Here is a 23,728-nt window from a genome sequence, read left to right as displayed (position 1 = left end):
AACGTGTCCGCCGCACCCGTCACACACGCCCCTCGGAGCGACAGCTATGACGCCTGCGGACGGTGCCGGGTCACCAGATCGCGCAGCCGGTGCAGGACGGGGTGGGCGGACCCTTCGCCGTCCTCGGTCCGGTCGTGCGGAGCGGGACTTCCGGGCTCCCGCCAGGCGCCCGGCAGGGCGAGCTCCAGCGCGGCGCCCCGCCGCGTGAGCGGTGAGCGCAGCGGCTGCGCGAAGTCGACGCCACCGTGCACCTCGACGGTCAGGCCGGGGAGCTGCACGCGGTCGGCCAGCTGTGCCACCACCCACTCGCCCCAGGCGGCGCGGTAGCCCGCGGACCGGTCGGCGAGCTCGACCCGGGACGGCGCGACGACGTCGCCGGGGTCGAGCAGGCCGTGCTTGGCGCTGAGCACGAACCACGGCAGCTGCTCGGCGACGGCGTGGTCACGGGCACGCGCGAACCCGGTGCCGGACGACCCGATCAGCACGACGCGTGCGGCGGCCACGACGTCCGGGGCGACCTCAGGGGTCTCGGCCTCCGGGCCGCGGTAGCGCAGGTACTGCCCCCGGCCGACGCGGTGCAGCAGTGGCGCCCGCCCCGTGGAGGGATGGCTGGCGTTGTCGGTGGCGACCTGGATGTGCTGCGAGATCGACGCGACGCCGACGTCCGGGCGCCGGGCGCTGACCCAGTTGATCAGCGCGGCGCGCGTGAACGGCTCGGGCAGCGTGGCCGCACCCTCGGCGACCAGCTCCCCGATCGTGGGCAGCCTCACTGGGTGTCGTTCCCCCATGCCGCACGGTAACGCCGGACGCGTCGTGGTGGCCTGCTCGGCGTGACAGGTCCACGCGAACGGCGTACACACGAGGCCGCGCGTCATCGGCAGGCCCGGCCGGGCGAATGACCACCCCGCGTGGACCGATCTGTGATCCCGGGCAACGAACCGGCGCAGGCGTCACATGTGTCCCACCCGTCGGGGAGCATGAGAGGGCCGATCCGTCCGACCCGGTAGACAGGTGACATGGAGAGCACTGCCGACATCCAGCTGGGCGACGTGGTCGCCCCGCGGGCGGCCGTCTCCATCGAGATCACCTCCACGCCGGTGCTGAGCTACGCGCTGGCCCACAACCGGGTGCCGGTGGTCTCCCGCCTGGCGTTGACCAACTTCGGCGGTCCGGTCCGGGCGGCGACGGTCCGCCTGGGCGTCCGGGACGCCGAGGGCCCGATCGCGCGCCCCGTCGAGCTGCTCGCCGACCTCGACGAGGGCCGGACGACGGTGCTGACCGACCTCGGCCTGGTCATGGACCCGGCGGCGATGCTGCACGTCGAGGAGCAGCGGCCCGGCGTCATCGAGGTCGAGGTGGAGGTCGGGACCGACGACGGCACGACGTTGCTCGGCGAGGGCAGCCGCGTCGTGCAGGTGCTCGCCGCCCAGCAGTGGCTGGCCACTCCCCCGCTGCTGGCGCTGGAGATGCTCGCCGCGCACGTGATGCCCAACCACCCGGCGATCACCGGCCTGGTCAGCGAGGCCGCCGGCGTGCTCGAGGAGCGCACCGGTCGCGGCACGGTCTCCGGCTACGCCGACGGGCCGGAGCGGGTCGACGAGATCGTCTCGGCGCTCGCCGACGTGCTGCGGAGCCGGGGCATCCGCCACAGCGAGCCGCCGGTCAGCTGGTCCGACCTGGGGCAGCAGGTGCGCTCGCCCGGCGACGTCCTCACCTGGCGGGTCGGCACCCCGCTGGACACCGTCGTGGTCCTGGCCGCGGCGCTGGAGCAGGCCGGCATCCGGCCGCTGCTGTGGCTGGCGGAAGGACACGCGTTCCTGGGCTACTGGCGCGAGGAGCGGTCGGCGGAGTCCGCCGCGACCACCGACGCCACCGCCCTGGTGAACCTGGTCGACCTCGGCCTGATCGGGCTGGTCGAGACCACCCTGCTCACGTCGACGGGCGAGCCGGGCGCCGACCTGCACCGCCCCGCCTACGCCGGCTGGCTGACCGGCGAGCTCGACCGGATCGTCGGCGTCACCGACGTCCACCGGGCCCGCAAGGACGGCATCTTCCCGCTGCCGGCCCGCGCCCGCGACGAGGACGGCGTCCTGCAGGTCGTCGAGTACCGGCCGGCGCTGCACAGCGCGCCGGCGCGGCCGGAACCGGTGCCGTCGACCCCGTCGTCGCGGCCCGAGGCGCCGGCCCGGGTGCAGCAGTGGAAGAACGCGCTGCTCGACCTCAGCCTGCGCAACCGGCTGATCAACTACACCGAGCGCTCCGGCCTGGCGCTGACCGTGCCCGACTCGGCGCTCGGCATCCTCGAGAACTTCGTGCACGACGGCACGCCGATCACCCTGCTTCCGACCGACCAGCTCGCCGCCGTGCAGACCGAGCGGGGCATCGCCACCGCCCGCGAGCTGCCCGAGGAGCAGCTGACCGAGCTGCTGGTCGACCGCCGCGAGGTGCACGCCGACGTCACGACCGGCGGTTACCTGCCCAAGCTGCGCAATCTCGCCTACAAGGCCAAGACGGTCCTCGAGGAGACCGGCGCCAACAACCTCTACCTCGCGCTGGGCTCGCTGGTCTGGGAACTCGACGGCCGCCCGCTGCGCTCGCCGCTCGTGCTGATCCCGGTGACGCTGGCACCGCTGGGCCGCACCGGGCAGTACCGGCTGTCGCTCGACGAGGCCGGGTCGAGCACGCCGAACTACTGCCTGCTGGAGAAGCTGCGGCAGGTGCACGGCCTCACCGTCCCGACGCTGACCGAGGCCGTCGACGGCACCCTCGACCTCGACGCGGCGCTCGAGGCGATGCGCTCGGCGCTGGTGGGGCACGGGCTGCCGTACCGGGTCGAGTCGACCGCCGACCTCGCGATCCTGCAGTTCGCGAAGTACCGGCTGTGGAAGGACCTCGACGAGCACTGGTCGGAGTTCACGCTCAATCCGCTCGTGCACCACCTCGTGCACGAGCCGACCCTGCCGTTGGAGAACCAGGCGTTCGAGGATCCCGCCCGTGGGTCCGGCGCGTTCGCCGACCTCGACGAGCTGGCCGCGCAGCTGCCCGCGCCCGCCGACGCCTCGCAGTTGCGCGCGATCGCCGAGGCGCAGGCCGGCCGTACCTTCGTGCTCGAGGGCCCGCCCGGCACCGGCAAGTCGCAGACCATCACCAACCTGCTCACCCACGCGGTCGCGCAGGGCAAGAAGGTGCTCTTCGTCGCCGAGAAGCGGGCGGCGCTCGACGTCGTCGCCCGCCGCCTGGACTCGGTCGGCATGGGCATGTTCGCCCTCGACCTCCACGACAAGGGCTCGCGGGCGTCGATGGTGCGGGCGCAGATCCGGCTGGCGCTGGAGCACGCGGTCGCCGTCGACGAGCAGGGCCTGGCCGCCGACGGCGAGACGCTGCGCTCGGCCCGGCGGACGCTGGCCCGCTACGCCGACCGCCTGCACCAGGAGAACGCCGCCGCGCTGTCGCTGTACTCGGCGCGGACGGCGGAGCTGTCCGCCGGCACGGACGTCGACGCGCTGCCGATCCCCGCGCCGTTCGTGGCCAACGCCCCGGCCGAGGTGCTGCGGTCGGTGCGCATGGCGCTGGCGCTGCTGCCCGACATCGCCGACCTGACCCGCCCGTCGCTGCGCCACCCGTGGGCGTTCGTCGACTCCCCCGCGATCGACCTGCCGGCCACGCAGGCCGCCGCGGCCGCCGTCGACACCGCCGTCCGCGAGGTGTCGGCGATCCCCGAGCTGGCGGGCGTCCTCCGCCGGGCCAGGTCGGCCGAGGAGCTCGACGACCTGGTGCACGTCCTGTCCGGGCCACCCATCGGCCTCGACGTCATCGACGAGACGTTCACCGAGCTCTGGACGGCGGCGACGTCGGCGGTGCTCGGCGAGATCGCCGCGTTCACCGCCTTCCGCCACCCCGGGCTGGACGTGTGCACGCCGGAGGTGCTGCGCGAGCCGCTGGCCGAGATCTACGTGGCCGCGCAGACCGCCGCCGCGGCCTCGTGGTTCGGCCGTCGCCGCAAGCTGACCGCCGTCCGCGACCGGCTGGCGCCCTACCTGCGCCCCGACGCCAAGGTGAAGCCCAAGGACGTGCCGGCGGTCGTCGAGTCGCTGTGGCGGGTGCAGACCGCGGTGCAGGCGATCGCCGCGCGCGCTGCCTCCATCCCTGGCCTGTCGGTGCCCGAGGGCTGGAACCCGTTCCTCGACGGCGACCTGCTCTCCCGCGAGGTGGCGTGGCTGCGCCGGGCCGGAGCGGCGGTCGACGGCTCGTCGCTGTTCCACGTCCAGCTGCGCAAGCTGATCGTCGCCGGCATCCCCACCGGCACCCTCCCTACCGGCGAGACGGCCGCCGACGCCGTCGCCCGACTGCGGGACGCCGTGGGCGGCTGCTGGCCGCGTGCGCCAGCAGCGCCGACCAGCTGGCCGCCTGGGCCGGCGACGACGGCCTGGTGCTGCGCTGGTCGATGACCCGCCCGGAACGTGGGGTCGACAGCTCGGTGCTGATGTCGCTGCGCCGGTGGGTCTCGTTCCTCGACACCCTCGAGCCGCTGCGCTACGCCGGGCTGTTCGACGCCCGCACGCTGCTCGTCACAGGCGCTGTGAAGGCCGATGACGCGGTCCGCGCCTACGACCGGGGCGTCGCTGCCTCGTCGGTGGCCGAGCGGCTGGACGCCACGGGGCTCGACCTCTTCGACGCCGAGGCGCACGAGAAGGCGATCTCCCGCTTCACCGCGGCCTCGCGTGCCGTGCGCGAGCACCTGACCGCGGCACTGCCGGCGCGCGTGCTGGGGTCGCGCCCGTTCGACGCGGCCTCCGGGTCCGGTCAGGTGGGCGCCCTGCAGCGGGAGCTGGCCAAGCAGCGCCGCGGGCTCGGGGTGCGGCAGCTGCTCGCCCGGTACGGCGAGCTGATCACCCAGGTGATGCCGTGCGTGCTGGTCTCCCCCGATTCCGTGGCGCGGTTCTTCCCCGCCGCCGCCGCGCAGTTCGACCTGGTCGTGTTCGACGAGGCGTCGCAGATCCGGGTGGCCGACGCGGTCGGCGCGCTGGGCCGTGCCCGTGCGGCCGTCGTCGTCGGCGACTCGAAGCAGATGCCCCCGACCTCGTTCGCCGAGCCGTCGTCGGTGTCGGACGACGCGTCCGACCTCGCCGAGACCGCGGTCGAGGACGAGGAGTCGATCCTGTCGGAGTGCGTGCAGGCACGGGTGCCGCGGCAGTGGCTGTCGTGGCACTACCGCAGCCAGGACGAGTCGCTGATCGCGTTCTCCAACACGCAGTACTACGGCAACCGGCTCTCCTCGTTCCCCGCGCCGACGCACGGGCGGCCGTCGGCGGAGCCCGACGGCCGGGGCGTGGCGCTGGTACGGGTGCCCGGCACCTTCCACCGCTCGGGTGCCGGCCGGCTGCTGCGCACCAACCCGGTCGAGGCGAAGGCGATCGTCGCGGAGATCCGCCGGCGGTTCGACCTTTGGGCGGGCGGGGACGGCACGTCGGTGCCGTCGATCGGCGTCGTGACGTTCAACGCGCAGCAGCGGTCCTACATCGAGGCCCTGCTGCGCGACGCCGACGACGACCGGCTGGCCGCCGCGCTCGACCGGGCCGACGGCGAGGGCCTGTTCGTGAAGAACCTGGAGAACGTCCAGGGCGACGAGCGGGACGTCATCTTCTTCTCGACCGGGTTCTCGCCGCTGGCCAACGGGACGCTCCCGCTCAACTTCGGCCCGCTGAACCGGGTGGGTGGCGAGCGACGGCTCAACGTCGCCGTCACCCGGGCGCGGCGGCAGGTCGTGCTCTTCTCGTCGTTCGACCCGGAGCAGCTGCGGGCCGAGGAGACGTCGTCGGTGGGCATCAAGCACCTGCGCGCGTACCTCGACATGGCGGCGCAGGGCACCGACGTGCTGCCGCGTGACGCCCGGTCGTCGGCGGTGCCCGACCGGCACCGCGAGGAGATCGCCGCCGCCCTGCGGGAGCGCGGGCTGGTGGTGCGGACCGACGTCGGGCTGTCGGACTTCAAGGTCGACCTCGCCGTCTCGCGGCCGTCGGACCCGGAGACGCCGGTGCTCGCCGTGCTGCTCGACGGCCCGGCCTGGGCACGACGGGGCACCGTCGGTGACCGGGACGGCCTGCCGTTCGAGGTGCTGTGCGAGATGCTGCAGTGGCCGGTCGTGGAGCGGGTCTGGCTGCCGTCGTGGCTGGCTGATCGCTCCGTCGTCCTGGACCGCCTCGTGGACGCCGTGTCGTCCGTGCCGACGACGCCGAGCGCCGAGCCGATCCCGCTGCCGACCGCGGCGGTCGAGTCGTTCAAGGGCGTGGCCGCGCTGCGCTCGTCCGTCACTGCCGTGGCTGTAACGACGCCGCCGGCCGCTCCGAAGGTCGCGAGCAAGCCGGCGCCGAAGAAGCCGGCCGGGCCGGCGGCGATGGACGGGGAGTCGCCGTTCGTGCCGTGGCTGCCCAAGCCGGCGGGCGAGAAGTCGGTGCTCGACGAGCTGCCGGCGTCCAAGGCCGCGCGGGTGGTGCGCCGGGTACTCACCGCCGGGGTGAAGGCCGAGGGCCCGATCCACGTCGACCGGCTGGCGAAGCTGACGGTGAACGCGTTCGGGCTGACCCGGTCGTCGGAGGCGCGGAAGACTGCGCTGCTGTCGCTGCTGCCGCCGTCGGCGGTGGTCGACGACTACCTGTGGCCCGACGGCGTGACGCCGGAGACCTACGAGGGCTTCCGCCGGCAGGCGTCGAGCACCGACCGGCCGATCGACCACGTGGCGCCGGAGGAGATCGGCAACGCCATGGTGGCGCTGTGCCGGGCCGGCGCGGGGATGATGGCCGACGAGCTGCTCACGCAGGCCGCGGCGATCTTCGGCTACAAGCGGCGGACGCCGACCGTGACCCCCGCGTTGGAGGCGGCGCTCAAGCTGGCGCTGCACCGCGGCAAGCTCACCGAGCAGCCCTCAGGGCTGCTGACCGTCTGAGCCCGCGGCCTGCTCGGACTCGTAGCGGCGGAGGATTTCGGCGGGGATCCGGCCGTGATCGCTCACGTCCAGGCCCTGGTCACGAGCCCACGCGCGCACGTCGGCGGCTCTCGCCCGCTGCCGAGCGGGCGCCACGTCGCCGGCCGAGGCGAACGAGTCCTCGACGTCCCTCGTGGCCGCGGCCGCCGACAGCTCGGCGAGGCAGGCACCCAACCACCGGTATGTCCACTCCTGGGCCAGCGGCCTCGTCTCGCAGAAGACGATGGGGACCGACGGGAAGCGGACCTGCGCCTGGGCCAGTGCCTCGGCCACGCGCGCGCCGGAGACGTGTTCGAGCTTGAACATCCGGCTGTAGCGGTCCTCGACGACGAGGGCGGCCCTCGGCAGAGCCGCGAGGTCCGACAGCGCGTAGGTGAGCCGCCCCGACAGCAAGCTGGCGGCGAGATCCGGCAGGCTCTTGCGCTCGACGGCGGCGACCACGACGCCGTCCAGTTCGACGGCGTAGTCGCCGGCATCGAGCCGCCGACGGGTCGTGGTCGCCTGCTGGTGCCCGAATGCGTAGGGGTACTTCTCGCCGCTGTCGACGACGATCTCCAGTACCTGCCCGGCCGCCCGGGCGGTCGGCAGGTGCACCCCCGGGCGGGCCTGCTTGGCGGTGGACGGCGACTGCCAGAAGATGACCTCCCGGCCCCGCGCCTGGGTGAGTACGAGCTGCGAGCGGTTCTGGCGGGCGCGGTCGAGCACGAGGTCGATGGCGGGGCCGCGACGCGTGCACGAGCGCACGGGGTGCCGTTCCAGGATTTCGGCGTCCTCGGGCCACTCAGCAGCTCGGTGGCAGTAGACCTTGGACTCCCGCGGCCACGTCTCGCGCGCCTTGATGACGATGCCGCTCGGGCCGAGCGGCACGCGGACGAGATAGGGCAGCGAGGAGTCCGGATCGGGGTTCCGCGCCACAATCAAGTCGTCGGACACCCGGCCAGCGTGGCATGCGGCGGCACCTCATAGGTCCGATGCAGGTCACCCGGGTGGCGGGAGGAGAAAGGTGCACCTCGGCCCGTCCGCCCGCGCCAGGCGCCGGTCCAGCGTCACCAGCGGCACCCCGAGGTCTTCCGCGAGCGCCACGTAGGCCGCGTCGTAGGGAGTCACCGTGGGGTGCAGGCCCCAGATCCGGGCCGCCAGGGCCTCGAACGGGAACGTGGTGAGCCGCAGTGCGACGAGTTCGTCATGGGCGAGGGCCGCGACGTCCCGTCCGATCCGTCCGCCGAGCACTGCCCGGCGCAGGGCGCTGGACACCTCGACGGGGAGGTGCGCCGGCACCAGCAGTGCCGCCCCCTCCAGCAGGGAGCGGGCCCATGCGCCGTCCGGGCCGTCGTCCACGAGGGCCGCCACCAGGGCCGAGGCGTCCGGGACGAGCGTCATCGACGATCGGCGTCCCGCGCCTGGAGGATGAACTCGGCCGGCACCCGCGTACCGGTGGCCTGCAACCGATGGCGCACCCGGTCCCAGAACTCGTCCGGCGAGGGACGCTCGGCGAGTTCGATGAGCTGTGCGCGCACGTACTCCTGCAGCGACTGACCGGCACGGGCCGCCCTCGCCGCGAGAACCGAGCGCGTCTCGTCGGGGACGTCGCGGATCGTCATCGAGACGGGCATGACTGCACCGTAGCAGCGGCACATGCAGTGTGCATGCACTGCGGCGCAATGCGGATGCACGATCGCGTGGCCACGTGTTGACTGCACCGGCTGCGCAGCACCCTCGACCGCGTCGGAGCGAATCGAAAGGACGATGGAGAAGATCAACGAACGCCTGCTCAACTGGGCGTCGATCCTGGAGGACACCACCCGGGAGCAGGCCGAGCGCACCGCCTCGATGCCGTTCATCTGGCCGCACCTGGCGCTGATGCCCGACGCCCACCTCGGCAAGGGCGCGACCGTCGGGTCGGTCATCCCGACCGACGGGGCGATCATCCCGGCGGCAGTGGGCGTCGACATCGGCTGCGGCATGATCGCCGTCCGCACCCAGTTCACGGCCGACGACCTGGCCGGGCGGGACCTGGCGGTGCTGCACGGGCAGATCTCCCGGTCGATCCCGCTGTCGGCCGGCAACCGGAATCAGAAGATCCGGGCGAGCGCGGAGCCGCGGATCGCCGAGCTGCGCGACATGCCCGGCGTAGGGCAGGCGGACGCGGAGGCGCGGCAGTGGCCGCAGCAGCTGGGCTCGCTCGGCTCGGGCAACCACTTCATCGAGGTGTCGCTCGACGAGACCGACCGGGTCTGGCTGTTCCTGCACTCCGGCTCTCGCGGTGTCGGCAACAAGCTCGCGCAGAAGCACATCCGGATCGCGCAGGAGCAGTGCCGGCGCCGGCACATCCAGCTCCCCGACCGCGACCTCGCCTACCTGGTCGAGGGCGAGCCGGAGTTCGACCGCTACATCGAGGCGCTGCGCTGGGCTCAGCGGTTCGCCTACCTCAACCGCGAGGAGATGATGGACCGCTGCGTCGACCAGCTCGGCCGGTTCCTCGGCACCGAGGTGGAGCGGCACGACACGGTCAACTGTCACCACAACTACACCGAGCGGGAGACGCACTTCGGCCGTGAGGTGTGGCTGTCGCGGAAGGGCGCGATCTCGGCGCGGGCGGGCCAGCTCGGCCTGATCCCGGGGTCGATGGGCGCGGCGTCGTACGTGGTGGTCGGCAAGGGCAACGTGCCGTCGCTGATGTCCTCGCCGCACGGCGCGGGCCGCAACCACTCGCGCGCGGCGGCGCGGCGGCTGTTCACCCGGTCAGACCTGGACGCCCGGATGACGGGCATCGCGTGGGGGCACTCCGACGCGTTCCTCGACGAGCACCCCGACGCGTACAAGCCGATCGACCAGGTGATGGCCGACGCCGCCGACCTGGTCGAGGTGCGGCACACGCTGCGCCAGATCGTCAACGTCAAGGGCGACTGACCGCCACGGGGCGCTTCCGCGGAAGCGCCCCGTGGCTACAGCCAGCGCGGCGGCGGGGGGACGTCGCCGCGCAGACCCGTGGCGTCGCCGCGGGTGAGCCACGCGGCGACCGCGGCGATCGGTCCCTCGACCGTCGGCCCGCCGGTGCCGGACGTCCGCCCGACGTCTTCCGCCACGATGGTGACGTCGGGCGCCTCGCCGCGGTCGGCGAAGGTGCCGAGGACGTCGTCGACCAGGGCGGAGCAGAACTCGGCCGGCGGGTCGGCGAACGTGATGCCGCCGGCCAGGTCGACGCCGTGCACCCAGACCTCCTTGGCCCGCATCCAGGGCACCTCGGTCGCGGGGATCGGCTTGCCGGGCATGTTGCGCACCGTCGCCGCCCATGCGTCGTCCGGCATCCGCTCGATCGCCTCGGACAGCCGCGTGCAGGCGGCGACGTAGTCCGCCCGCAACTCCCCGCCGGCAGCGCGGCGGTCGTCTCGATGTCGGCGTCGCGCACCTCCCGCGAGGGGTACATCGGCGTCTCGACGCCGGTGCGGGCCCAGGTCAGCAGGTTGAGCAGCGCGTCGGCGTTGCGCGCCAGGTGGGCGACGACGTGGGCCCGCGACCAGCCGGGCAACGCCGAGGGCGCCCTCAGGTCCTCGTCCGACAGCCGGTCGATCGCGCCCGCGACCACCAGCTCGCCGTCGGCCCACCAACGAAGTCGCTCTGCATCGGGACTGGTCACGGCGGTGAATCTAGCGGCCCGTTCGTTACCCGCGGGTTGTGACGAGGTCGGCAGCCCACCCGGGACCAAAGACCTGACCTTCCGATCCCTGATCACAATAACGTCACGACGCAACGCCGACCTTGGAGCTTGCGTGACGACCCAGCCGACGCTGCCCCCTCGCACCGCCGACGCCATCCCGCCGCTCGAGGGCGGTGAGGTGGTCTCCCTCCCCTCCGCGCGGGGCCTCGCCGGAGGATTTCTCTCCGCCGTCGCCCGCCCGCGCGCCTTCGCGCAGGAGACGGTCCGGCTGGGCCAGGACCTGGCCGCGATCGCCCGCGGCACCGACGACTTCACGCCGGCGGAGAAGGACAAGCGGTTCGCCGACCCGGCCTGGCAGTCACACCCCGGCTACCGCCGGCTCGCGCAGACCTACACCGCGTGGGGGTCGTCGCTGACCCGGCTGGTCGACGGCTATGCCGAGGACGGCGCCGACTGGCGCGACGTCGAGCGCGCCCGCTTCGCCCTCAACGCCCTGATCAGCGGCATGGCGCCGACCAACACCCTGCTCGGCAACCCGGCGGCGGTGAAGAAGGCGTTCGACACCGGCGGCCGCAGCCTGGTGCGCGGCGCCCGGCAGCTGGTCGGCGACGTCCTGCACAACGGTGGCCTGCCGCAGACCACCGACCGCGAGGCGTACCAGGTCGGCCGCAACCTCGGGGTGACCAAGGGCTCGGTCGTCTACCGCGACGAGGTCGTCGAGGTGATCCAGTACGCCCCGAGGACGGCGCAGGTGCGCGAGCGGCCGCTGGTCGTCGTGCCGCCGCCGATCGGCCGCTACTACTTCCTCGATCTCCGGCCGGGGCGCAGCTTCGTCGAGCACGCGGTCGACCAGGGCCTGACCGTCTTCATGATCAGCTGGCGCAACCCGACGCGGAAGCAGGCCGGCTGGAATCTCGACACCTACGCCGAGAGCGTCCGGCGGGCGGTCGGGGTGGCACGGGAGATCACGGGGTCCCCCGACGTCAACGCCCTCGGCTTCTGCGCCGGCGGGATCATCCTGACCACGCTGCTCAACCACCTGGCGGCGATCTCCGACAGGTCGGTGCACAGCGCCGCGTACGCGGTCACGCTGCTCGACTTCGGCGGCCGCGCACCGCTCGGCGCCTTCAGCGGGCGCGGCATGGTGGGCACGGCCCGGCGGCTGTCCCGGACGCGCGGGGTCATCTCCGCCCGGTCGATGGGGTCGATGTTCGCCTGGATGCGGCCCGACGACCTGATCTTCAACTACCTGGTCAGCCAGTGGCTGATGGGCGAGGCGCCGCCGGCGTTCGACATCCTCGCCTGGAACGCCGACGGCACCAACCTGCCGGCCGCCCTGCACGAGCAGTTCCTGCAGATCTTCCGGGACAACGCACTCGTGCGGCCCGGGGCCCTGACGGTGCTGGGCACGCCAGTGGACCTCGCGTCGATCGACGTCCCCACGTTCGTGACCGGGGCGCTGACCGACCACATCACCCCGTGGACCGGCACCTACCGGACGACGCAGCTGCTCGCCGGGCCGACGACCTTCGTCCTCAGCTCCAGCGGCCACATCCAGAGCCTGGTCAACCCCCGGGCAACCCGAGGTCGGCCTACTGGACCGGTGGCGAGCCCGGACCCGACCCGCAGGACTGGCACGCCGCGGCCGAGAAGCACACCGGCAGCTGGTGGGAGCACTGGGCCTCGTGGACGACGGAGCGCTCCGGCGAACTCGTCGACGCCCCGGCGGCGCAGGGCAGCGACGTCCACGCGCCGCTGTGCGCGGCACCTGGCACGTACGTGACCGGCTGACCCGACCCGACCGGACGCGTCGCCCGCGCCGAGGCGGAAGTGGCCGCTGGGACCGGCCACCACAGGAGTGAGCGCGCTCTCGTGTCGCGCGCGTCCCCAGCACCCCCGTCTCCGTAGCTTCCGGCTCGTTGCGGTTCCGATCCGGGGGAAACACATGCCTGCTCCGTCCACGTCCCGTGCGCGCTGGCTTCCGGCGGGATTGGTGGGGGCGGTCGCCCTGCTGTTCGTGATCGCGGGCGCTGCGACCAACGGATTCGCCGGGGCGATCGTCATGCTGGGCCTGACGGCCGTCCTGCTCGGTGTGGGCGCGTCGATAGCCGGGCGGGCGCGGTGGGCGTTCATCTCCAGCCGGCGGGTCGGCGGCGTCGTCGCGGCTGCGGGGGTCGCGGCCCTCCTCGTCGGTGGCGCCACCGCGCCGACGACGGCATCGACGACCGCATCGGTCGAGGCGACGGTCGAGACGGCGGCCGAAGCGCCCCCTGCACCGCCGACGCTCTCCGCTGCGGAGGCGGAGGCAGCAGCCGAGGCAGCTCTCGCCGACGCGGAGACGGCCGAGGCTGCCGTGGCCGCCGACGCCCTCGCCGCAGCGTCACTGTCCGATGCCGCCGCCGAGGCAGCCGTCGCGGGCGCCGGTCGCACCACCGCCCTGGCCGCGCTGGCCGCAGTGGAGGTCAAGGGACGGGCACCGCGCACGGGTTACGACCGCGGCAACTTCGGCTCCGGCTGGGTGGACACCGACCGCAACGGCTGCGACACCCGCAACGACATCCTTGCCCGTGACCTGACCGGCGAGACCTTCAAGCCCGGGACCCGCGACTGCGTCGTCCTCACCGGGTCCCTGGCCGACCCGTACTCCGCCCGGACGATCGGATTCCAGCGCGGGCAGGACACGAGCGACGACGTGCAGATCGATCACGTCGTGGCGCTGTCCGACGCATGGCAGAAGGGTGCCCAGGGGCTGGACGCCGGACGCCGAATTGCATTCGCGAACGACCCGTTGAACCTGCTCGCCGTCGACGGCCCGCTCAACATGCAGAAGGGCGACGGCGACGCCGCGAGCTGGCTCCCCCGAACAAGGCCTACCGGTGCGCCTACGTCGCGCGCCAGGTGGCGGTGAAGGTGACCTACGGGCTGTGGATGACCCAGGCGGAGAAGAACGCGATCGCCACGGTCCTCAGCGCCTGCCCGAACGAGTCGCTGCCGGGCGGCGTCGTGGCCCAGCTCCCCCGAGCGGGTGCAGCCGGCACCCGCTCCTGCTCCCGCGCCGGCTCCGGCGCCCCGCCCTGCACCCGCACCGGCTCCCGCTCCCGCTCCCGCTCCCGCTCCCGCCCCAGCTCCCGTCCCTCAGCCCGCTCCCGTTCCGGCACCCGCGCCCTACTACGCCAACTGCACGGCGGCCAGAGACGCGGGTGCAGCCCCGGTCCGGATCGGACAGCCGGGCTACGGCCGCCACCTCGACCGCGACGGGGACGGTATCGGTTGCGAGTAGGCGACCGATGGCGCCTGCCGCTCAGCTGCGGGCGACACCGACGACGGTGACGTCGTCGCCGTCGGACGGGGTCATCGCCCCGAGGACGGCGTCGACCAGCGAGTGCGCCCCGGCAGGACCGGCGGCCACCGTGGCGCGCAGGCCCTCGAGCGACTCGGCGAGGTCGGTGCGGCGGCGCTCGATCAGCCCGTCGCTGTAGAGCAGCAGGCGGTCGTCACCGGCCAGCCGCAGGTGCGCCTGCCGGTACCGCGACGCGTCGAGGACGCCGAGCGCCGGACCGCGGCCCTCCATCACGAAGTCCGCGCCGGCCGGCGCCGCGTGCAGGACCGGCAGGTGCCCGGCGTTGGCGACGACCACCTCGCCGGTGGCCGGGTCCAGCTCGACCACCACGGCGGTGGCCAGCTCCCCGGGCAGCAGCGCGGCGATCAGCTGGTTGAGCCCGTCCAGCGCCGCACCCGGACCGGCGGCGCGCAGCAGGTGCGCGCGCAGGGCGTGCCGCAGCTGGGCGGTGACCGCGGCGGCGGCGAGGCCGTGCCCGGCGACGTCCCCGAGCACGATCGACACCCGGCCACCGGGCAGCGGGACGATGTCGTACCAGTCGCCGCCGACGACGTCCTCGGCGCTGGGCAGGTACCGGGCGGCCAGCTCGATGCCGGCGATCGCGGGCAGCTCCTCGAGCAGCAGGGTGCGCTGCAGCGTGGTGGCCAGCCGGTTCTCCTCCTGGGCGGCGGTCAGCGCGGCGGCGGTGAGGTTCGTGGCCAGCGTCCGCGCGGCCGCGACCTCGTGCTCCCGCCACGGCTGGGCCGTCTCGCGCACGGTCTCGCTCCACGCCGAGAACGACTGCCGCGGGCTCAGCCGGGGCCCGGCCTCGGTCCGGGCGACCTTCGACGTGTACGGGTTGCCGCCCCAGGTGACCTCCCGCAGCACCTCGGGCCGGAACCAGGCCAGGAAGTCACCAGTCCCGCGCCCGACCTCGACGGCGAGCACGCCGCTGGCCGTGTCGGCCAGCCCCGCGGCCTCCGGGACGGCGGCCGACGCGGCGTCGGTGGCGCCGACTCCGGCGGACAGCAGCGCCTGCACCAGCGGCACGACGCGGTCGGCGGGGGGCGTGGTGCCGAGCAGCCGGAGCTGGCCGTTGATCCGGACGGCGGCGCCGGAGGACGGCACGAGGTCGAGGGCGGTGACCGAGCCGTCGGTGAGCGCCGAGCCGAGCGCCCGGGGCGAGCGGCCGACGAGCGCGGCGAGCTGCGCCTGGCGGGAGGCCACGGCGACGACGTCCCCCTGCTCGCCGGCGGAGACGGTGGTCTGCAGCAGCAGCGACGCGGTCCGACCGAGGAACTCGGCGGCCGTGCGGTCGGTGTAGGAGGGCCGGTGGGGGCCGGCGTAGTGGTGGCAGGCGATGAGGCCCCAGAGCGTGCCGCGGTCGATGAGCGAGATGGACATCGACGAGACGACGCCCATGTTGGCCAGGTACTCCAGGTGCACCGGCGAGACGCTGCGCAGCATGGCGCCGGAGAGATCCAGGGGCCGGCCGGACAGCGGGTTGACCGCCGGCTCGAGCGGCACCGGTGCGTAGGTGGCGTCGGGGATGATCCGCAGCCAGTTCGCGGCGTAGAGGGCGCGGGCCTGGGCGGGGATGTCGCTGGCCGGGTACCGCAGGCCGAGGAACGGCTCGAGGTCGTCGCGGCGGTCCTCGGCGATCACCTCGCCGTTCCACTCGCGGTCGAAGCGGTAGACCATCACGCGGTCGAAGCCGGTGACCTGGCGGACGTCGCGGGCGAGCACCGCGGTGAGGTCCTCGAGCGAGGTGCTGGCGGAGAGGCGCTGCAGCACCAGGGGCAGCCGGCTGTGCCACGCGGCGCCGGCCTGCTGGGCGCCGAGCACCGGCTCGAACTCCGCGAGCAGGAGCCCGTCGGCACGGTGGACGACGAGGTCGACGTCCCCACCGTCGACCTGGACGCGGAGCGGATTGACCTCGGCGAGGTCCTCCGGCAGGTCGATCGGACCGACCAGGTCGGTCAGCGACCGGCCGGCCACGTCGCTGCCGAACAGGTGGGCGGCGTTGGCCGAGGCGACCACGACCGCCAGGTCGGGCTCGGTGACGGCGAGCAGGACGCCGTGCGGCTGGACGGCGCCCGGGATCGCGATCGGCTCGCCGGCGCAGCGGAGCAGCGCGTCCTCGGTCAGCGGGTCGGTGCCGAGGTCCGTCACCGACGCGACGTTACGGGCGGGCGTCCCGCTGGGCGAAACCGGGCGGGATCGTCGCACCCGACTCGACGATCGGCACGATCGCGCCCAGGTCGAGCAGGTCGATGACCAGCCTGGCGCCCCGGTTGGTGCGCGGGCAGACGATGTGCACCTCGACGTCGGCGGTCTGCGCGGCGCGGGCCGAGCGGACCAGCTGGCGGGCGCCGGAGGAGTCGATGAAGGCCGTCGGCGTCAGGTCGATCACGAGGGCGGACGGCGCCGCGGCCAGCTCCATCTCGACGGCGGTGGCGAGGAGCGGAGCCGTCGACAGATCCAGCTCACCCCGTACGGTGAGTCCTGGACGGCCGGCGATCGTCGTCCGTCCTACGTCGAACAGCACGAATCGGCTCCCCGGTCATCGGCGCACAGGCCGACCAGGGTAATCGCACCGGTTCCCGATGAGGTGCGAGGTCTGGTGAACATCGAGTTCAGCGTCCGGCTCCCGGTGGACGTGAAGAGCGTTCCGCTGGTCCGCGGCCTGCTCCGGCAGACCCTCGAGCACCTCGACGTGAGCAGCGCCGGGGTCGACGAGATCCTGCTGGCGCTGACCGAGGCGTGCGCGAACGTCGTCCAGCACGCGGCCGAGCACGACGAGTACCGGGTCGAGGTGTCGATCGACGACGAGCTGTGCCGGATCAGCGTGCTCGACCACGGCCCCGGGTTCGACGTCGACGCCGTCACCGCCGCTCCCCCGCCCTCGCCGCTGGACGGCGGCCGCGGCCTGCTGCTGATGCGCGAACTGGTCGACCGGCTCTCCTTCGTCGCCGACGGGTCGGGCACGCACCGGGTCACGCTGGAGAAGCGGCTGTCGCCGCGGTCGGCGCTGCGGCTGCTCGAACCGAGCTGAGTCAGCTCGGCTGGAGGACCCGGATCGGCTCCCCGGAGACCCACGCCGCGACGTCCTCGACGGCCTCGCGGTAGAAGATCTCGTAGGTGTTGCGGGTGACGTAGCCCAGGTGCGGGGTGAGCACCGTGCGCGGCGCGCTCCGCAGCGGGTGGTCGGCCGGCAGCGGCTCCTCGTCGTAGACGTCGAGCCCGGCGCCGGCGATCCGGCCGTCCCGGAGGGCGTCGAGCAGCGCCTCCTGCGCCACGATCGGGCCGCGGCTGGTGTTGACCAGGATCGCGGTCGGCTTCATGCGGCCGAGGTCCTCGGCGCCCACCAGCCCGCGGGTGCGCTTGGACAGCAGCGTGTGGATGGTCAGGACGTCGGACGAGCCGAAGAGCTCCTCGCGACCCACCCGCCGGGCGCCCACCTCGGCGGCGCGCTCGTCGGTCAGGTTCTCGCTCCACGCGACGACGTCCATGTCGAAGGCGAGCCCGATCCGCGCGACCTGGGCGCCCTGGTTGCCGAGCCCGAGGACGCCGAGCCGCGAACCGGCCAGGTCCGTGCCGACCGTCTGCTGCCAGCCACCGGCGCGGACCGAGGCGTCCTCCCGCGGGATGTTGCGGGCGACGGCGAGGATCAGCCCCCAGGTCAGCTCGGCGGTGCCGTGGGGCGGGATCGCCGTTCCGCAGACCGTGATGCCGCGCTCGACCGCCGCCTCGACGTCGATCGACTTGTTGCGCCGCCCGGTGGTGACCAGCAGCCGCAGGTTCGGCAGCCGCTCGAGCAGGCTGCGCCGGAACGCCGTCCGCTCGCGCATGGCCACGACGACGTCGAAGTCCTGGAGCGCCCGTGCCACGGCGTCCTCGTCGCCGAGGTGCTCGTGGAACTCCACGACGTCGGCGCCGGGGACCTGCGACCAGTCGCTGAACCGGGCGGCGACGGACTGGTAGTCGTCGAGGACGGCGATGCGCGGCATGCGCGCTGTCTACTACAGATCGCCCGCCCGGGCGTCGGCGTCGGCACCGCTGCCGCTGTCACGGGCCAGGAGGTAGGTGGCGACCCCGAGGATCACCCCGGCCACCGCGGAGAGCACGACGATCACCGGCGTGGTGACCTCACCGAGCACCGACGTCAGCAGGTCGCGCGAGCGCGACGTGGGGTCGGCCAGCACGACGCCCACGAACACGGCGACGAGCACCCCGGCGCCGGCGGCGAGAGCCTGGGCGAGCCGGCCGGTGAAGCCGTGGCGCAGGCCGACGGAGCGGGCGGCCTTGACGATCCGGCCGGCCCGCAGGATCCGCAACGCCCCCACCGTGCGCACGAGTCGCAGGATCTGCACCGGCCCGAGCGCGAAGACGACGGCGACCGCCACCGCGACGGTCAGCAGGATCAGGCCGATGTGACCGCGGATCCACGCGCGTTTGTTCTCGGCGACGGCCAGCAGGATGACCGTCTCCGCGACCAGCACCGCGCCGCTGAGGACGTCGACGACGTGGCCGGCGGTGCCCAGCGTCCCCTCGGCGAGCGTCAGGAACATCGCCGGGATCGCGGCGAGCGCGGCGACGAGGACGGGGAGGGCGAGCCGCTCCTGCCAGCGCTCCTCCCGCGTTCTCACCGGCTGAACGCTAGCCGGACCCCGAGGGGGCTACGGACCGGCGGCGGTGACCAGCTCGCCCAGCGCCTGACCCCACTGGCGGGCGCGGTCCTCCTCGCCGTCCTTGAGCGGCCCCTTCGCGTCGAGGACGATGAACCGCTCGGCGGGCGCGACGAGCGTGGCGCCGAGACCGCGGAGCAGCTTCTCCTCGGTCCGGGCCGCGTGGTCGAGCTTGGTGATCAGCTTCGGGTGGTCCATGCGGGTGTCGAAGGCGGCGGCGTCGGTGTGCGGCGGCAACCGGACGGCGTCCAGCCACTCGTGCAGCCCGGCCGACGGGTCGGCGATCTCGGCGCCGTACTGCTCGACCGCGCCCTTGCGGGTGGCCTCGCTCGGCATGCCGAACGCGTGGGTGGGCCCGCCGACGACGAGGAGCTGCACATCGGCGAGCTCCGTCGGCGCCTGCCCGGCGTCGACCACGTCGACCGGCAGGCGCCCGGCGATGCCGTCGGCGACCGCCCGGGCGATCCGCTCGGTGTCGCCGAAGACCGACTCGTAGACCACCAGGGCTCTGGGCACGCACCGACCGTAGCGAGCTCAGGCGGTTATGAACCCGCTCTCGTACGCGGCGATGACGGCCTGGGTGCGGTCCCGGGCGCCGAGCTTGAGCAGCACCGCGCTGACGTGGGTCTTCACCGTCTCGCGGCTGAGGAACAGCTCCGTGGCGATCTCGGCGTTGGACAGCCCCCCGGCCACCAGCCGCAGCACGTCGGCCTCCCGGCCGGTCAGCTCGGGGAGCGCGGCGGCGCCCCTCGCGCGGGCCGGCGCGTGCGAGGCGATCAACCGCCGGGTGATGTCCGGCAGCACCAGCGAGCTGCCCCGCGCGACGATCCGGATGGCCTCGACCAGCTCGTCGGGGTCGGACCGCTTGAGCGCGAACCCGCTCGCGCCTGCCTGCAGCGACCGGTACAGGTAGTCGTCGTCCTCGAAGGTGGTCAGCACCAGCACCCGGGGCCTGTCGGGATCGCGGGCCACGAGCTCCGCGGTCGCCGCGATGCCGTCCATGTCGGGCATGCGGACGTCCATCAGGACGACGTCCGGATCGGTTTCGGTCGCCACCTCCAGCGCCTCCCGCCCGGTGCCGGCGTCGCCGACCACGGTCAGGTCCGGCTCGCTCTCCAGGATCACCCGCAGCCCGGACCGGACGAGGACGTCGTCGTCGACGAGGACCAGCCGCAGCGTCACGCCGCCCCCGACAGCGGCAGGGTCGCGCAGAGCTCGAAGCCACCGGAGGGCGTGGGCTCGGCGCTGAGCGTGCCACCGGCCGCTGCCGTCCGTTCGCGGAGGCCGGCCAGACCGCGCCCGCCGCCGGGGCCGGGGCGGCTCTCCAGCGACGAGGCCCGCTCGTTGCACACCCGGACGATGACGGTGTCGCCGCTGCGCACCACCTGGGCGACGGTCAGCGGGGTGCCGGCGTGGCGCAGCACGTTCGTCGTCCCCTCCTGGACCACCCGGTAGGCGAGCTCCTGCACCTGGGCCGGGACGTCGTCCACCTCGCCGTCCACCACGAGCGCGACCGGCAGGCCGCCGTCGCGCAGGCCGGCGAGCAGGCCCTCGAGATCGACGAGCCCGGGCGCCGACAACGGCGCCGGGTCGCGCTCGCCGTCGTCGCGCAGCACGGTGAGCACCCGGTCGAGCTCGGCGAGCGCGGCGCGGGTGTTGGTCTCGATGTGCTGCAGCGCCTGGCGGGCGAAGTCGGGCTGCACCGGTCGCTCGTCCGGCGGCGTGAGCGTGCGGCGGGCGGCCGTGGCCTGCAGCAGGCTGGCGGTCAGCGCGTGCCCGATGGTGTCGTGCAGGTCGCGGGCCAGCTTGTTGCGGTCGGCCAGCCGGCGGCTGCTCTGCTGCAGCGCGGCGATCTGCTGCTCGGGTGAGGTGCCGAGCAGGCGGGGCGCGACGGACGCGGCCAGCCGGACCAGCGCGTCGAGCACGACCAGGGTCACCACGACGACGAGCGCGATGAGTACCAGCAGCGGCAGCGCGGTGAGCAGGTTCCAGTCATGGGGCTCGGTGAGGTCGACGAGGGCCATGAGGGCGAAGAAGAGGACGGCGAGCGTGGCGGCGCCCATCAGCACCCGGGCGCCCAGCCAGCCGACCGCGCGCCAGGTGCCGGCCGACGCCACCAGCCGCCGCGCCTTGGGCAGGATCCCGGGGTGCCGGCGCACGCGCTCGCCGACCGGCAGGTCGATGGCCAGCAGGGTGCGGAGCAGTTCCCGCTCGATGCCGGCGAACCCGCGGATCGTCGCCAGCACGAGCGGGACGAGCAGCAGCCCGACGCCGTAGACGACGGCGACCACCGAGCCGAACAGCGCGAAGTACAGGGCGAGGCAGAACGCGGCGATCGGCACGGTCGACAGCGCGTAGAGGACCCGGCCCGGCCAGCCGGGGGCGGTGGCCCTGGCGACCACCGCGCGGAGCCGGTCGGCGATCTCGTCCGCGGAGCGCGGGAACGTGGTGGTGGTGGGCACGAGCCGATCCTGGCCGGTCGCGGGGCGCGGCGATTCCCCCGCGGGCGCCGACTCCCCCTCCCCGCGCGGGGGACCCAGGTGGACGCTGCGGGGTGATCCGCGCGGACCTCTGTTCCCGACACGCTCCTCGCCATGACTCCTTCCCTTCCTCGGCGGCTCGCATGATCGCGGTGCGCGGGCTGACCAAGCAGTACAGCGGCGTGCGCGCCGTCGACGGGCTGACCTTCGACGTCCAGCCCGGCCGGGTGACCGGCTTCCTCGGGCCGAACGGCGCGGGCAAGTCCACCACGATGCGCATGGTGCTGGGGCTCGACCGGCCGACGTCCGGCGGCGCGCTGGTCGCCGGGCGGCCGTTCGCGTCGCTCGGCGAGCCGCTGCGCGTGGCCGGTGCGCTGCTCGACGCCCAGGCCATGCACCCCGGGCGGAGCGGCCGCGACCACCTGCGGGTGGCGGCCCGCAGCAACGGCATCCCGCTGCGCCGGGTCGACGAGGTGATCGAGCAGGTCGGGCTCGGGCCCGCCGCTCGGCGGCGGGTGAGGGGCTACTCGCTGGGCATGCGCCAGCGGCTCGGCATCGCGACCGCGCTGCTCGGCGACCCCGCCGTCCTGCTGTTCGACGAGCCGATGAACGGCCTGGACCTCGACGGCGTCCGGTGGATCCGCCGGCTGGTGCGCGAGCTGGCCGACGAGGGCCGCACCGTGCTGCTGTCGAGCCACCTGATGAGCGAGATGGAGCAGACCGCCGACCACCTGATCATCATCGGCCGCGGCCGGTTGATCGCCGATGCGCCGATCGCCGAGGTGATGCGGGGCGGCACTCACCGGAAGGTGCGGGTGCGGACGCCGTCGACCGACGAGCTGGCCGGCGCGCTGCTGCGCATGCGGCTGCTCGTGCACCCGACCGACGACGGCGACCTGCTCGTCGAGGGCGCATCGGCCGAGACGGTCGGGGACGTCGCCCTGCGGGTCGGCGTGGCGGTGCACCGGCTGGCCGAGGAGCAGAGCTCGCTGGAGCAGGTGTACCTGGACCTGACCGGCGACAGCGTGCAGTACCGCGTGCACGCCGAGCCCGTGCTCGCCGGGGAGGCCCGGCGATGACCGCGACCACGGCCACCCAGCCCCGGACCCTGACCGTCCTCGGTCGCGCGGCGGCCGCCGAGTGGCTGCGGCTGCGGACGGTGCGGACGACGTGGTGGTGCCTGCTGGCCGCGGCGGCGGCGATCGTGGGCATCGGGGGTTCCCACCGCCGTCGACGAAGCCGAGATGGCGCAGGAACTCGGGTGGCCGGTGGCGTCGGCGACGATGGCCGGTCAGTACGGCGTGATGATCGGGCAGTTCGCGCTGCTGGTGCTGGCGCTGCTCGCGGTGACGCAGGAGTACGCCAGCGGCGCGGTCGGGCCGACGCTGCAGTGGACGCCGCGCCGCGGGGTGCTGCTGGCCGCGCGGGTGGCCGTGCCGGTCGTCGTCGCGACGGTGGCCGGGGTGGTGCTGGCGCTGGTCGCGGACCTGGCGGCGGTGCTGATCGAGCCGGACCTGACGCTGACGGCCGCGGATCTGGCCGACAGCCTCGGCGGGATCGCCGCGGTGCTCCTGGCGGGGGGCGCGCTGGCGGTCGGCGCCGGGCTGGTGCTGCGCAGCACCGCCGCCGCGCTGGCCGCGGTCTTCCTGCTGCAGCTGGTGCTGCCGGCGCTGCTGCCGGAGTTCGGTGCGCAGTGGCTGGCCGAGGTGGCCGAGTGGCTGCCCGGCTCGGGCGCGATCTGGACGCTGCTGGGCGAGCCGGAGATGTCGGCGGCGCAGGCGGCGACGCTGCTGGTGGGCTGGGCGGCGGTGGCGCTCGGTCTCGGCGGCTGGTCGCTGCTGCGGCGGGACGCCGGATAGCTGGCCGGACGCGACAGCGCCCCCTCCCCGCCGGTGCGGGGAGGGGGCGCTGTCGCGTCGCTCGGGTCAGTACGCGCGTCCGCCGGGGCGGCCGCCGCCCTTGCCCTGCTTGTTCTGGAAGTCCGCGATGAACTTCTTGATCTTCGCCTGGTTGTGCGGCTTGCGGGCCTCCTGGATGACCTTCGCCGCGACACCCGAAGCGATCAGCTTCCGGATCATGCCTGCCATGGTTCGCCTCCTCGTTGCTCGGACTGTTCGCTCCGTGCCCCGACGAACGCCCGGCCAACCGCGAGCGTGCCCACTCCGACCGATCGGGCGAGACGGACCGTGGACGGTGCGTTGCGCCACGCCGACGCGAGGAAGTGATCAGCCGATCGCGTTCCGTCGTCCGGACCGGGGCGGAGCCGGAACTCCTCCCGGCGTCGGTGGTGGTCGGCTCGCGAGTCGTCCCACGGGTCGCCGTCGACCCGCCTCGACGGGCGCCTCGACACGCCCGGAACGGCCGCTTTGTGGCATCCCGACGGCCTACCTAGCGTCGTCGCGGTCCGGCCGGGCCCCCTCGTCACCGCACCCGGTGACACCCGGCCGGACACCGCCGAACCGGGCACCGGAGAACGTCCGGCGCCCGGACCGGGGACCCACCGCAGTCCTGGGGTGAAGCGCGATCGGCACCGCCGATGCGCCGGGCGAGTTCCCCGCCCGAACCCGTCAGCTAACCCGGTAGGCGGTCGATGGAGAACAG

At 74.0% G+C, this 23,728-nt stretch carries 21 protein-coding genes, 2 pseudogenes and 1 riboswitch; of the genes and pseudogenes, 9 read left to right on the top strand and 14 right to left on the bottom strand.

Going from position 1 to position 23,728, the window contains the following annotated elements; genetic code table 11:
- Positions 1–44 precede the first annotated feature (44 nt).
- Positions 45–770, bottom strand: coding sequence for a DUF7669 domain-containing protein (locus MVA48_RS00605; RefSeq protein WP_246984561.1), 726 nt, complete (start codon positions 768–770; stop codon positions 45–47).
- A gap of 246 nt (positions 771–1,016) precedes the next feature.
- Between MVA48_RS00605 and MVA48_RS00600 the strand changes: the two genes are divergently transcribed.
- Together MVA48_RS00600 and MVA48_RS00595 are read left to right on the top strand one after the other, a co-directional pair.
- Positions 1,017–4,448, top strand: a complete 3,432-nt coding sequence (locus MVA48_RS00600; RefSeq protein ID WP_246984559.1) for a DUF4011 domain-containing protein — start codon at positions 1,017–1,019, stop codon at positions 4,446–4,448.
- Positions 4,430–6,943 carry an AAA domain-containing protein gene (locus tag MVA48_RS00595; RefSeq protein WP_246984557.1) on the top strand — a complete coding sequence of 838 codons (2,514 nt, stop codon included), beginning with the start codon at positions 4,430–4,432 and terminating at the stop codon, positions 6,941–6,943. Before MVA48_RS00600 ends, MVA48_RS00595 begins: the two co-directional genes overlap by 19 nt.
- Here the strand turns inward: MVA48_RS00595 and MVA48_RS00590 are convergent.
- From MVA48_RS00590 to MVA48_RS00580, 3 genes are read right to left on the bottom strand one after another with little or no spacing between them, the layout of a single operon-like run.
- Positions 6,923–7,915, bottom strand: coding sequence for an ERCC4 domain-containing protein (locus MVA48_RS00590; protein ID WP_246984555.1), 993 nt, complete (start codon positions 7,913–7,915; stop codon positions 6,923–6,925). The genes MVA48_RS00595 and MVA48_RS00590 overlap by 21 nt on opposite strands.
- Positions 7,916–7,960: 45 nt before the next feature.
- On the bottom strand, positions 7,961–8,362 hold the full coding sequence (locus MVA48_RS00585) for a type II toxin-antitoxin system VapC family toxin (RefSeq protein ID WP_246984553.1): 402 nt from the start codon (positions 8,360–8,362) through the stop codon (positions 7,961–7,963).
- Positions 8,359–8,595, bottom strand: coding sequence for a FitA-like ribbon-helix-helix domain-containing protein (locus MVA48_RS00580; RefSeq protein WP_246984551.1), 237 nt, complete (start codon positions 8,593–8,595; stop codon positions 8,359–8,361). Before MVA48_RS00580 ends, MVA48_RS00585 begins: the two co-directional genes overlap by 4 nt.
- 133 nt (positions 8,596–8,728) lie before the next feature.
- Here MVA48_RS00580 and MVA48_RS00575 point away from each other — a divergent pair, with 133 nt between their 5' ends.
- Positions 8,729–9,892 (top strand): RtcB family protein, encoded by a 1,164-nt coding sequence (locus tag MVA48_RS00575; protein ID WP_246984549.1) that lies wholly within the window; start codon positions 8,729–8,731, stop codon positions 9,890–9,892.
- Between the two features lie 35 nt (positions 9,893–9,927).
- Here the strand turns inward: MVA48_RS00575 and MVA48_RS00570 are convergent.
- Positions 9,928–10,796: pseudogene (locus MVA48_RS00570) on the bottom strand (maleylpyruvate isomerase N-terminal domain-containing protein).
- Here MVA48_RS00570 and MVA48_RS00565 point away from each other — a divergent pair.
- Together MVA48_RS00565 and MVA48_RS00560 are read left to right on the top strand one after the other, a co-directional pair.
- Positions 10,753–12,423, top strand: a complete 1,671-nt coding sequence (locus MVA48_RS00565; RefSeq protein WP_246984547.1) for a PHA/PHB synthase family protein — start codon at positions 10,753–10,755, stop codon at positions 12,421–12,423. The pseudogene MVA48_RS00570 and the gene MVA48_RS00565 overlap by 44 nt on opposite strands.
- Positions 12,424–12,585: 162 nt before the next feature.
- On the top strand, positions 12,586–13,548 hold the full coding sequence (locus MVA48_RS00560; protein WP_246984546.1) for an HNH endonuclease family protein: 963 nt from the start codon (positions 12,586–12,588) through the stop codon (positions 13,546–13,548).
- A gap of 7 nt (positions 13,549–13,555) precedes the next feature.
- Here the strand turns inward: MVA48_RS00560 and MVA48_RS00555 are convergent, their stop codons facing one another.
- Positions 13,556–13,798: a hypothetical protein gene (locus MVA48_RS00555; protein ID WP_246989384.1), complete on the bottom strand. Its 243-nt coding sequence runs from the start codon at positions 13,796–13,798 to the stop codon at positions 13,556–13,558.
- A gap of 23 nt (positions 13,799–13,821) precedes the next feature.
- On the opposite strand from MVA48_RS00555, the pseudogene MVA48_RS23305 reads away from it, so the two are divergent.
- Positions 13,822–13,920: pseudogene (locus MVA48_RS23305) on the top strand (excalibur calcium-binding domain-containing protein); the annotation flags it as partial.
- Positions 13,921–13,941: 21 nt separating this feature from the next.
- On the opposite strand, the gene MVA48_RS00545 reads toward MVA48_RS23305, so the two are convergent.
- Together MVA48_RS00545 and MVA48_RS00540 are read right to left on the bottom strand one after the other, a co-directional pair.
- Positions 13,942–16,131, bottom strand: a complete 2,190-nt coding sequence (locus tag MVA48_RS00545) for a SpoIIE family protein phosphatase (protein WP_246984544.1) — start codon at positions 16,129–16,131, stop codon at positions 13,942–13,944.
- Between the two features lie 10 nt (positions 16,132–16,141).
- A complete protein-coding gene (locus MVA48_RS00540; RefSeq protein ID WP_246984541.1) occupies positions 16,142–16,507 on the bottom strand; it encodes an STAS domain-containing protein in 366 nt (121 codons plus the stop codon).
- Positions 16,508–16,582: 75 nt separating this feature from the next.
- On the opposite strand from MVA48_RS00540, the gene MVA48_RS00535 reads away from it, so the two are divergent.
- On the top strand, positions 16,583–17,014 hold the full coding sequence (locus MVA48_RS00535; protein WP_246984539.1) for an ATP-binding protein: 432 nt from the start codon (positions 16,583–16,585) through the stop codon (positions 17,012–17,014).
- 1 nt (position 17,015) lies between these two features.
- On the opposite strand, the gene MVA48_RS00530 is transcribed toward MVA48_RS00535, so the two are convergent.
- Genes MVA48_RS00530 through MVA48_RS00510 form a run of 5 tightly spaced genes read right to left on the bottom strand, consistent with a single transcriptional unit; the run spans position 17,016 to position 21,109 of the window.
- Positions 17,016–17,969: a D-2-hydroxyacid dehydrogenase family protein gene (locus tag MVA48_RS00530; RefSeq protein ID WP_246984537.1), complete on the bottom strand. Its 954-nt coding sequence runs from the start codon at positions 17,967–17,969 to the stop codon at positions 17,016–17,018.
- A 12-nt stretch (positions 17,970–17,981) separates the two neighbouring features.
- A complete protein-coding gene (locus tag MVA48_RS00525; RefSeq protein WP_246984535.1) occupies positions 17,982–18,608 on the bottom strand; it encodes a hypothetical protein in 627 nt (208 codons plus the stop codon).
- A gap of 30 nt (positions 18,609–18,638) precedes the next feature.
- Entirely contained in the window at positions 18,639–19,163 is a 525-nt protein-coding gene (locus tag MVA48_RS00520; protein ID WP_246984533.1) for a flavodoxin family protein, read from the bottom strand.
- 18 nt (positions 19,164–19,181) lie between these two features.
- Positions 19,182–19,829: a response regulator gene (locus MVA48_RS00515; protein ID WP_246984531.1), complete on the bottom strand. Its 648-nt coding sequence runs from the start codon at positions 19,827–19,829 to the stop codon at positions 19,182–19,184.
- Positions 19,826–21,109, bottom strand: coding sequence for a sensor histidine kinase (locus MVA48_RS00510; RefSeq protein ID WP_246984529.1), 1,284 nt, complete (start codon positions 21,107–21,109; stop codon positions 19,826–19,828). The genes MVA48_RS00515 and MVA48_RS00510 overlap by 4 nt, the downstream gene beginning before the upstream one ends.
- A 161-nt stretch (positions 21,110–21,270) precedes the next feature.
- Here MVA48_RS00510 and MVA48_RS00505 point away from each other — a divergent pair, with 161 nt between their 5' ends.
- Both MVA48_RS00505 and MVA48_RS00500 read left to right on the top strand, forming a co-directional pair.
- Positions 21,271–22,206: an ABC transporter ATP-binding protein gene (locus MVA48_RS00505; RefSeq protein WP_246984527.1), complete on the top strand. Its 936-nt coding sequence runs from the start codon at positions 21,271–21,273 to the stop codon at positions 22,204–22,206.
- A 165-nt stretch (positions 22,207–22,371) separates the two neighbouring features.
- Positions 22,372–22,986: a hypothetical protein gene (locus MVA48_RS00500; protein ID WP_246984524.1), complete on the top strand. Its 615-nt coding sequence runs from the start codon at positions 22,372–22,374 to the stop codon at positions 22,984–22,986.
- Between the two features lie 66 nt (positions 22,987–23,052).
- Here MVA48_RS00500 and MVA48_RS00495 read toward each other — a convergent pair whose 3' ends face one another.
- Positions 23,053–23,214: a hypothetical protein gene (locus MVA48_RS00495; protein WP_246984522.1), complete on the bottom strand. Its 162-nt coding sequence runs from the start codon at positions 23,212–23,214 to the stop codon at positions 23,053–23,055.
- Between the two features lie 355 nt (positions 23,215–23,569).
- A riboswitch (cyclic di-AMP (ydaO/yuaA leader) is annotated at positions 23,570–23,728 on the top strand.

Origin of the sequence: Blastococcus sp. PRF04-17 (genome assembly GCF_023016265.1) — a bacterium.
Lineage (GTDB): Bacteria > Actinomycetota > Actinomycetes > Mycobacteriales > Geodermatophilaceae > Blastococcus_B.
Note: the sequence above shows the minus strand (reverse complement) of the source record. Positions and strands in the feature narration are given on the sequence as shown.

Excerpts from the sequence above, each read along its gene's own strand:
- MVA48_RS00560 (WP_246984546.1), top strand. The coding sequence starts at position 12,586 with ATGCCTGCTCCGTCCACGTCCCGTGCGCGCTGGCTTCCGGCGGGATTG.
- MVA48_RS00600 (WP_246984559.1), top strand. The coding sequence starts at position 1,017 with ATGGAGAGCACTGCCGACATCCAGCTGGGCGACGTGGTCGCCCCGCGG.
- MVA48_RS00500 (WP_246984524.1), top strand. The coding sequence starts at position 22,372 with ATGGCGCAGGAACTCGGGTGGCCGGTGGCGTCGGCGACGATGGCCGGT.
- MVA48_RS00495 (WP_246984522.1), bottom strand. The coding sequence starts at position 23,214 with ATGGCAGGCATGATCCGGAAGCTGATCGCTTCGGGTGTCGCGGCGAAG.
- MVA48_RS00530 (WP_246984537.1), bottom strand. The coding sequence starts at position 17,969 with ATGCCGCGCATCGCCGTCCTCGACGACTACCAGTCCGTCGCCGCCCGG.
- MVA48_RS00575 (WP_246984549.1), top strand. The coding sequence starts at position 8,729 with ATGGAGAAGATCAACGAACGCCTGCTCAACTGGGCGTCGATCCTGGAG.
- MVA48_RS00580 (WP_246984551.1), bottom strand. The coding sequence starts at position 8,595 with ATGCCCGTCTCGATGACGATCCGCGACGTCCCCGACGAGACGCGCTCG.
- MVA48_RS00505 (WP_246984527.1), top strand. The coding sequence starts at position 21,271 with ATGATCGCGGTGCGCGGGCTGACCAAGCAGTACAGCGGCGTGCGCGCC.
- MVA48_RS00585 (WP_246984553.1), bottom strand. The coding sequence starts at position 8,362 with ATGACGCTCGTCCCGGACGCCTCGGCCCTGGTGGCGGCCCTCGTGGAC.